The sequence below is a fragment of the Gordonia sputi NBRC 100414 genome (assembly GCF_000248055.1).
In the GTDB taxonomy this organism is placed as follows: domain Bacteria; phylum Actinomycetota; class Actinomycetes; order Mycobacteriales; family Mycobacteriaceae; genus Gordonia; species Gordonia sputi.
Map to the genome: position 1 here is coordinate 1 of NZ_BAFC01000028.1, position 8495 is coordinate 8495.

The 8495-nt window shown below is 67.7% G+C and carries 12 protein-coding genes, 1 pseudogene and 1 riboswitch; of the genes and pseudogenes, 8 read left to right on the top strand and 5 right to left on the bottom strand.

Translation table 11 applies throughout. The features are described from left to right. A pseudogene (locus GOSPT_RS04685) lies at positions 1-355 on the top strand (MFS transporter); the annotation flags it as partial. A gap of 3 nt (positions 356-358) precedes the next feature. Beyond that, positions 359-961, top strand: coding sequence for a DUF2771 family protein (locus GOSPT_RS04690; RefSeq protein WP_005203491.1), 603 nt, complete (start codon positions 359-361; stop codon positions 959-961). 3 nt (positions 962-964) lie between these two features. Here the strand turns inward: GOSPT_RS04690 and GOSPT_RS24510 are convergent, their stop codons facing one another. Beyond that, positions 965-1384, bottom strand: a complete 420-nt coding sequence (locus GOSPT_RS24510; protein ID WP_005203493.1) for a cold-shock protein — start codon at positions 1382-1384, stop codon at positions 965-967. 240 nt (positions 1385-1624) lie between these two features. On the opposite strand from GOSPT_RS24510, the gene GOSPT_RS04700 reads away from it, so the two are divergent. The 5 genes from GOSPT_RS04700 to GOSPT_RS04720 all read left to right on the top strand — a co-directional run bounded on the left by GOSPT_RS04700 (position 1625) and on the right by GOSPT_RS04720 (position 4826). Then, a complete protein-coding gene (locus GOSPT_RS04700; RefSeq protein ID WP_005203495.1) occupies positions 1625-1834 on the top strand; it encodes a hypothetical protein in 210 nt (69 codons plus the stop codon). After that, a complete protein-coding gene (locus GOSPT_RS04705) occupies positions 1831-2391 on the top strand; it encodes a flavin reductase family protein (protein WP_005203502.1) in 561 nt (186 codons plus the stop codon). Before GOSPT_RS04700 ends, GOSPT_RS04705 begins: the two co-directional genes overlap by 4 nt. Continuing rightward, the gene (gene moaA, locus GOSPT_RS04710) at positions 2388-3476 is read left to right on the top strand and encodes a GTP 3',8-cyclase MoaA (RefSeq protein ID WP_005203505.1); all 1089 of its coding nucleotides are present in this window, start codon (positions 2388-2390) and stop codon (positions 3474-3476) included. The genes GOSPT_RS04705 and moaA overlap by 4 nt, the downstream gene beginning before the upstream one ends. 8 nt (positions 3477-3484) lie before the next feature. Then, positions 3485-3733, top strand: coding sequence for a MoaD/ThiS family protein (locus tag GOSPT_RS04715; protein ID WP_005203507.1), 249 nt, complete (start codon positions 3485-3487; stop codon positions 3731-3733). Positions 3734-3992: 259 nt separating this feature from the next. Continuing rightward, positions 3993-4171, top strand: a riboswitch (cyclic di-AMP (ydaO/yuaA leader). A 7-nt stretch (positions 4172-4178) separates the two neighbouring features. Beyond that, entirely contained in the window at positions 4179-4826 is a 648-nt protein-coding gene (locus GOSPT_RS04720; RefSeq protein WP_005203511.1) for a transglycosylase family protein, read from the top strand. A 118-nt stretch (positions 4827-4944) separates the two neighbouring features. On the opposite strand, the gene GOSPT_RS04725 is transcribed toward GOSPT_RS04720, so the two are convergent. Genes GOSPT_RS04725 through GOSPT_RS04740 form a run of 4 tightly spaced genes read right to left on the bottom strand, consistent with a single transcriptional unit; the run spans position 4945 to position 6615 of the window. Next, on the bottom strand, positions 4945-5388 hold the full coding sequence (locus GOSPT_RS04725; RefSeq protein ID WP_005203513.1) for a molybdenum cofactor biosynthesis protein MoaE: 444 nt from the start codon (positions 5386-5388) through the stop codon (positions 4945-4947). Then, positions 5385-5882: a MogA/MoaB family molybdenum cofactor biosynthesis protein gene (locus GOSPT_RS04730; RefSeq protein WP_005203522.1), complete on the bottom strand. Its 498-nt coding sequence runs from the start codon at positions 5880-5882 to the stop codon at positions 5385-5387. Before GOSPT_RS04730 ends, GOSPT_RS04725 begins: the two co-directional genes overlap by 4 nt. Then, positions 5875-6393, bottom strand: coding sequence for a cyclic pyranopterin monophosphate synthase MoaC (gene moaC / locus GOSPT_RS04735; protein WP_039854763.1), 519 nt, complete (start codon positions 6391-6393; stop codon positions 5875-5877). Before moaC ends, GOSPT_RS04730 begins: the two co-directional genes overlap by 8 nt. Before the next feature lie 18 nt (positions 6394-6411). Next, complete coding sequence (locus GOSPT_RS04740) at positions 6412-6615, bottom strand: hypothetical protein (protein WP_005203524.1); 204 nt, start codon at positions 6613-6615, stop codon at positions 6412-6414. Positions 6616-6683: 68 nt separating this feature from the next. Here GOSPT_RS04740 and GOSPT_RS04745 point away from each other — a divergent pair. Next, positions 6684-8495 (top strand): helicase-associated domain-containing protein (locus GOSPT_RS04745; RefSeq protein WP_005203525.1); only part of this gene is annotated, 1812 nt, incomplete at its 3' end.

Below are 8495 nucleotides of genomic sequence, written 5' to 3' on the forward strand. Positions count from 1 at the left end.
GTGCTGGGTGCTCGGGGCCGCGCTGGGCGTACTGCTTCCGCCGAAGCTGTGGATCGGGTTCACCGTCGTCGCCGTGCTCCTCGGCCTCGGCCTGGCGCAGACCGTGATGACCACCCGCGGGTCGACGCTGGTTCCCGGGTTCGGAGGCCACCGGCCAGACCAGGCGGCACCGACCGTCTCGTTCGCGGCCGCCGACACCACACGGTTCACCCACCCGACCGAGCGGGCCTTCCGTGCAGGTGAGAGGCCCGAAAACGGCCACCAGAGCCCCTCCGAGGCGCCCACCCGACCACAGCCGAGCAGACCGCCACACGGACCTGTCCACCCGAGCGGTCATCGCACAGGCCATCATTGAACCGTGCAATTCAACAGCGGTGAGAAGAAGGCGGTCGCGATCATCGCGATCGTGGCGGTGGTGTTCACAGGTGTGGTCGGCGGCATCGTGAGCGCTCTGGTCATCGGCAATCACCACGATGACCGCGGCTATCTGCACGTCGCGATCGACGACGAGCTGGTCACCGTGAGGCCGACGGAGTGGTGCGACGTACTGATGCAGAACTGCACCGCCGACCAGAACCAGGCGCTGCGCGGTCAGCGCGCGCCGCTGCCGATCGGTCAGAGCGCGATGCTGTCGGTGTCGGAGGACATCTCCGACCACCCGTGGCTGCTCTACCTGCTCTACGCCGACCGCAACGGAGTGCTCATCAACCCCGACCCGACGCCCGAGTACAAGTCGAGCGGGTCGACCTTCACCGTCGAACTGCCGTCACGACCCGACCGGGTACTGGTCAACATCGAGGTGCAGCCGTTGTCGGCGGTCGTCGTCGACGGCCAGTACCAGGTTGCGCGCGGCGTGCTCGCACTGAACACCACACCGAACGGATTCCGGGTCATGCAACCCTCGCCGCAGAACCCGACCCCGCCAACCGAGCGGGTCCAAGAGCCATCGGCAACCGGATAGCAGTCAGGCGTCGAGCTCGCGGGCGACGGCCCGCACGACCTCGGAAATGCGTTGCGCCGTCTTGCGATCCGGGTAACGACCCTTGCGCAGATCGGGTTGCACCTTGCCCTCGAGCAACGTGATGAGATCGGCGACCATGCCGTGCAACTCGTCGGGGCTGTGCCGCTTGGCCTGCTGCTCCTTGCGCGCGGCTTCGCGGGTGTTCTTCGCGACGCTCGGGGCGGGCTCGAGCACGGTCACGGTCAGCGCCTGCGGTCCACGACGACCAGCAGCCATGCCGAATTCGACGCGCTGGCCCGGCTTGAGAGCCTCGACGCCTTCGGGCAGCGCGGACGAGCGGACGTAGACGTCCTCCCCGCTCTCCTGAGCAAGAAAGCCGAAGCCCTTCTCCGCGTCGTACCACTTCACCTTGCCGGTCGGCACTGTGCTCACCCTCATCTTCGCTCGGTCTCACCACCGCGGTCATCTACCGCAGCGAGTCTTGTCACAGCAACTGGCTTGTCGTTCACAACAGTTGCCTTCTCACAGCAAAAGACGCCCAACCCACGACAATCAAATGAGCAGGGCGCCTGGTTACCCAACATTCTAGCCAATGGCCTGCTGCGCAGTCACCTCACATTCCGCCCGGAGCAGCGACGCTCGAATGTGTTCTACCGTTGAGGTATGCAGAAGAAATCGTCCACGGCTCTTCTCGTCCTCGCGGGGCTCGTGTTCGGCGTCGGAATCGTGGCGCTGATAGCGCTGTTCGTGATGCCCGCCGTCGATGATGGCGGTACCGCTCCCACGTGGGTCTATCTGCTGGCGATGTGTACTCCGATCGGTTTCCTGCTCGGCATCGTCTACGCGCTGCGCTCCGGGCGGCGCGTGAAATGACGACCCAGGGCGACGCGAGCCGCAGCTCGTTCGGTGCTCTGTCGCCGGTGTCCGAGCCCGGTGCACTCAAACGCGCATACAGTTGCTTTCCCACCGGAGTCGTCGCGGTGTGTTGCCGCGGCACCGCCGACGCCCCGCTCGGCATGGCGGCGTCGGCCTTCACGACAGTCTCACTCGACCCCCCGCTGGTCTCGGTCTGCGTACAGAACACCTCGACGACGTGGCCGCGGCTACGCGAGGCGCCTGCACTGGGCGTGAGCGTGTTCTCGCACACGCAGTCGGCGCTGTGTCGGCAGCTGGCCGGTCCCGCCGAGCATCGATTCGACAACACCACACCTCAGGCCACCGACGACGGCGCACTGTTTCTCCCCGACTCCGCCGCACAACTGTCCTGCCATATCCACAGTGAGGTGCCCGCTGGTGACCACACCGTCGTGTTGCTGCAGATAGACGCACTCGACTGCGATCCGGACGTCGAACCGCTCGTCTTCCACGCCAGCACGTTCCGTGCCCTCGAAGCGCGTCCGCGGTTGCAACCGACGTCAGGGCCGACATGAGCACCACCGACCTCGGACTTCCGACCGCCCCGCGCCCCAGACGCGACGTCGAGGCGCCGACGTCGGGGCCGTTGATCGACACGTTCGGTCGCGTTGCCACGGACCTGCGGGTGTCGGTGACCGACCGCTGCAATCTGCGGTGCACCTACTGCATGCCTGCCGAAGGTCTGGACTGGTTGCCGTCCGAGGATCTGTTGACCACCGACGAGTTCGTGCGGGTGCTCACTGTCGCCGTACGCGATCTGGGCATCCGACGCATCCGCTTCACCGGCGGCGAACCGCTGCTGCGCCGCGACCTCGAGGAGCTCATCGCGGCGGCGTCGACCCTGCCGGAAGGGCCGGAGCTCGCGCTCACCACCAACGGACTCGGGCTGCGACACCGCGCGCGTGCACTGGCCGACGCGGGCCTGGACCGCATCAACGTCTCACTCGACACCATCGACCCGGCCCGCTTCGCGCAGATCACCCGCCGCGACCGGCTCTCCGACGTTCTCGACGGACTCGCCGCCGCCCGCGACGCCGGACTCCAGCCGGTCAAGGTCAACGCCGTCATACCCAGCCGCGACGACCTCGCGGGCCTGCCCACGCTGCTGCGGTTCTGCCTCGACGAGGGCTACCAGCTCCGCATCATCGAACAGATGCCGCTCGACGCCGATCACCGGTGGGACCGCGGCGCGATGGTCACGGCCGACGAGATCCTCACGACGCTGCGTCGAACCTTCGATCTCGACCCCGACCCCTGCCCACGCGGCGGGGCGCCTGCGGCCACGTGGCTCGTGCGGGGGCACACCGACCCGACGGGACAGACCGCCCGCGTCGGGGTGATCGCGTCGGTGACGCGGCCGTTCTGCGGGGACTGCGACCGCACCCGACTGACCGCCGACGGCGCACTGCGCAACTGCCTGTTCGCCGACGCCGAGACGTCGTTGATGCCCGCCCTGCGCGGTGGCCTCACCCCCACCGCCCTCGACGCCGAGATCGCGCGGCGCTGGCGAGGTGACATGTGGCACAAGGCCGCGGGACATGCGGTGAATACCACGGACTTTCGTCAACCCGACCGCCCGATGTCGGCCATCGGAGGGTGAGCGACACGATGACGCTGACCGTTCGGTTCTTCGCGGCTGCGCGTGCGGCCGCGGGTGTCGACCTGACCGAGATCGACGTGCCTGCCGACGCCACGCTCGGCGACCTCGAGCGCGCCCTGGGCGCCGGCCACCCCGCGCTCACGCCCGTGCTCGCCCGGTGCTCGTATCTGCGGGACGCGATCGCCCTGTGCGACCGCACGGCACCTCTCGGCGACTGCGCGACGATCGACGTTCTGCCCCCGTTTGCCGGCGGCTGACGCGTCTGAACTCATGTGACCTTAGTCACATAACGAGGCGATAACGGGATGGACACGAACCGACCATCGTCGGGTTGAGCAGGGGTGACGGGGAATTTGGGCCCAAAGTCCCACTCACAGCCCAAAAAACAAGTTGCGGACGAGGGTGATTCGGCGGCGCAGACGTCGTACTGTACGAACAGTCTCCTCCAGGGAGATCACAGGACAGCCAAAAGAACACAACATTCGACCGGGCGCGCCAAGCCTCGTTCCCCCGATCGAATGACGAACAACAAACTCAGGAACGAGGACGGGGGACCCAACATCTCCGATGGAGATACGGACATCCGCACGGATGCCCTTGGGGTTAAGTCCACCGGCCGCCACGGCGACCACGGACCGAGCAACCTCTCGTTCGAACCCGACAGCTGACTTCGTAGGCGCGTGGAGAGAGGAAAGACAACTCATGGCCGGACGTCATCGCAAGTCGACGACCAACACGACCACCAAGACCTTCGCGAAGGTCGCGCTCACCGGCGCAGTGCTCGGCGGCGGAGCCGCTCTGCTCGGCACCGGTTCAGCACACGCAGCCGCCGACTCCGAGTGGGACCAGGTCGCACAGTGCGAGTCCGGCGGCAACTGGGCGATCAACACCGGAAACGGCTATCAGGGCGGACTGCAGTTCAGCCCGAGCACCTGGGCTGCCAACGGTGGCACCGCGTACGCACCGAGCGCCGACCAGGCCTCCAAGGAGCAGCAGATCGCCGTCGCAGAGCGCGTGCTGGCATCGCAGGGCAAGGGTGCATGGCCGGTGTGTGGCACCGGACTGTCGGGCTCGACCCCGCGCAGCGCTCCCACCGACTCGCCCAAGCCGCTGCAGGCCCCCAAGCCTGAGGTGAAGCCCGAGGCGCAGCCGCAGACCCCGCTGGAGAAGACTCCCGAGGCCAAGAGCACCGATGACGTGAAGAGCCAGGTCGACGGCGCGCTCGACGACGCCAAGGTCAGCCCCGAGGTCAAGAACCTCTGGAAGGCAGCCAAGGACAGCGGCTACCAGCTCACTCCGGACCAGCTGAACCTTTACAACCAGAACAAGGGCCTGATCCCGCTCCCCTGAGCGATCTCGCCCGAGTCCCGGCGGCACTGACCGCCGGACCCCGAGACGAAGGGCCCCGCACGACGCCATAACGGCCGTGCGGGGTCCTTTTCCAATTTCTGGTTCTTTCGGCCGAGTCTCAGGCCGAGCCCACCCATTCGTCGGAGCCGTCGGCGAACAACTGATGCTTCCACACCGGCAGACGCGCCTTCACCTCGTCGACGAGCCGCGCGCACAGTTCGAATGCGGGCGCCCGATGGTCGGCCGCCACGGCGACGACGAAAGCCACGTCGCCCACGTCGAGCTCGCCCACGCGATGCGACACAGCCACCGCGCGCACTCCCGCAACCGACGCCGACACCTCGTCGACCACCTCGACGAGCACCTCGGGTGCGCTCGGATGCGACGAGTACGAGAGCGTGGTGACCGCCGACGCGTGATCGCCGTCGTGGTTGCGCACCGCGCCCGCGAAGCCGACGATCGCGCCGGCGCTGCCAGCAGCGGCGTCGGCGACGAGTTGTTCATGAGACGGGAGGTCGATGGTCTCGGCGGCGAGAGCTGCCCTGACGACACGCACCGTCATGCGTCGCTCCGCGAGTGATCGCCGCCGCGGATCTGGTCGAGCGCGTGGTCGAGGACGCCGTCGAGTACGTCGAGACCGTCGCGGACTCCACCGGTCGAGCCGGGCAGGTTGATGACGAGCGTGCGGCCCGCGACACCTGCGAGGCCGCGGGAGAGGATCGCCGTCGGCACCGCCGGGAGTCCCGACGTGCGAATCGCGTCGGCGAGTCCCGGGATCTCGACGTCGAGCAATGCTCGCGTCTCCTCCGGGGTGCGGTCGGTGGGGCTGAGGCCGGTTCCGCCCGTGGTGATCACGAGCGCGTCGGATGCGTAGATCCCGGCGCGAATCGCGTCGCCGACCGGAGCGCCGTCGGCGACGACGTCGACCTCATCGACGACGAATCCGCGGGCGGTGAGCCACTGCGCGATGATCGGGCCGCTCTTGTCGAGATAGAGACCGCGGCTCGCACGTGTCGATGCCACGACGACGCGGGCCACGGGTCTCCCGTCAGGCATCTTCGCGCATCCAGGTTCCCGACCTTCCGCCCGATTTCTCGAGCAGTCGGATCTCGCCGGTGCTGGCGCGTCGATCGACGGCCTTCGTCATGTCGTGCAGGGTGAGTCCTGCGATCGCCACTGCCGTGAGCGCTTCCATCTCGACGCCGGTCTTCCCTGCGGTCTCGACGGTGGCCACGATGTCGATGTGATCGTCGGCGACGGTGAAGTCGACGTCGACCGCCGACAGCGCCAACTGATGACACAGCGGGATGAGCGCGTCGGTACGTTTGGCCGCCATGATCCCTGCGATACGGGCCGTGGCCAAGACGTCGCCCTTGGGCAGCGCGGACTCGCGCAGGAGGTCGATGACCTCGGTGGTCGTGTGAAAAGTGCCCGCGGCGACAGCGCGTCGTCGCGTCGTGGTCTTGTCGCCGACGTCGACCATCCGCGCAGCACCCGTCGAGTCGAGGTGCGACAGACGAGAAGGGTTCGACGACTCGTCTGGACCGCTCGCGTGCCGGGGAGGCATCAGGTCGACGTCACGTCGTCAGCGGTTGACGACGGTCTTCGGTTGGACGTAGTTGACCTTGTCGGCAGGCAGCGGGAACTCGGCATCGCCGAACGGCGAGAGTGCGCCGGGGATCTCCGCCGCGAACTCCGAGACCGCGTGGTCGGGGACGCTGCCGTCGTCATGACGAGGCCAGCCGTTGTCGACGTAGTGATTCTTCTTTTCCTTCTCAGCCACGCGCATATTGTGCCACGCCGCCCGCTGTCCGACGACTCGCCTGCCGTTTTCGTCGGACCACTAGACTTGATCGAATGAGCACGGACGACCAGCGGATCGGCCTGGCCGACGATCTGGCCGCGCGCACAGACGACGACCTGCGCGATCTGCTGTCGCTTCGTCCCGACCTCGCCTCTCCGCCGCCACAGGGAACCTCGGTACTCGCCCAACGCGCGCTCGCCGCGGCGTCGATCGCACTCGTCGGTGAGGAACTGGATCTGCTGACGATGGCGGTGATCGAGCAGTTCATCGCGCTCTCCACCGGGCCCGGCGTCGCGCGGGTACCGGCCTCCGTCGACGCCGACACCCTGGTGAAGGCGCTGTCGGATCGTGCCGAGTCGGCCGAGATCACCCGACGCATCGACGATCTACGACGTCGCGCGGTGTTCTGGGGTGACTCCGATTCACTCACCGCGGGCGCGCACCTCGCCTCGGCCCTGCCGTGGAAAGCGCTGCATCTGACCGGCCCGCTCGCGCACCTGACCACCGACGAAGTGCAGAAACTGATCGACGGCGTCGACGATCGCCAGCGCGATCTGCTGACAACCCTGTCGCGGGGTCCGGCGCTCGGACGGAGTCGGGACGCGGGCCCCGGTGCCGATCCCGACAGTCCTGTCGCGCGGCTCATCGCGCTGGGTCTCCTCGCACGCATCGACGACCAGACCGTCGAACTACCCCCAATGGTCGCAGCGCTCATTCGCGGCGACCCCCCGCTGCGCACAGACACTCTCGCGCCCCTCGACCTCGCCGACGAGCACGCCTCACTGCGGTTCGGCGCCAAAGCCGTCGACGCCGCGGCGGGTGGCGAGGCGCTCGAACTCATCCGCCACACCACGTCGCTGATCGACGTGCTGGGGCGTGCGCCCGCGGCCGTGCTGCGCTCGGGTGCGCTCGGTGTTCGCGAATTGCGAAGGCTCGCAAAGGTCACCGGCCTCGACCAGAAACGCGTGTCGTTCCTCGTCGAGCTCTTGGGGCACGCACGCCTCATCGACGTCGGATTCCCCGATCCGCCACCCGCGGGAGATCGGGGCGAGCAGGCGTTCGCACCGACGTCGTCGGCCGATACGTGGCTGCACTCGGCACCCGAAAGACAGTGGGCCACACTGCTCGACGCGTGGCTGTCGATGCCGCGACGCGCATGGCAGGTCGGCGAACCCGACCGCGACGGCAACGCGTATCCAGCGCTCTCGTCGGAACTCTACGACGCCACGGCACCCTTGCAGCGTCATCTCATCCTCGACCTGCTCACCGAACTCGACGGTGCCACACCGTTTTCCGTTGACACCGTCACCGCCTCACTCGCCTGGCGGCACCCGCATCGGATACGTCGACTCTCCCCGCGCGTCGTCGGCGAGACGCTCGCCGAGGCGCAGACTCTCGGAGTGACGGCACATCAGTCGCTGACCTCTGTCGGCCGAGTCGCGTTGTCGGACACCGGTCCCGAGGCCGTCGACTCGCAGGTGCTCGCCGCAATGCGTAAGGCGCTACCCGAACCCGTCGATCACTTCCTCACTCAGGCCGACCTCACGCTGACTGTTCCCGGCCCGATGACCCCGGAGCTCAGCGACCAGGTCGAGTTGGTCGCCGATCTCGAATCCGGCGGCGCCGCATCGGTGTATCGCGTCTCGGAGGCGAGCGTCCGACGTGCTCTCGACGCGGGCAAGACCAGCAGCGAACTGCTCACGATGTTCACCGCGCACTCGTCGACGCCGGTTCCGCAGTCGCTGACCTATCTGATCGAAGACGTGGCACGCAAGCACGGGCAGCTCCGCGTCGGCATCGCGTCGTCGTTCATCAGATGCGAGGACCCGACGATGCTCGCAGCCGTATTGCGTAGCGACGCAGCC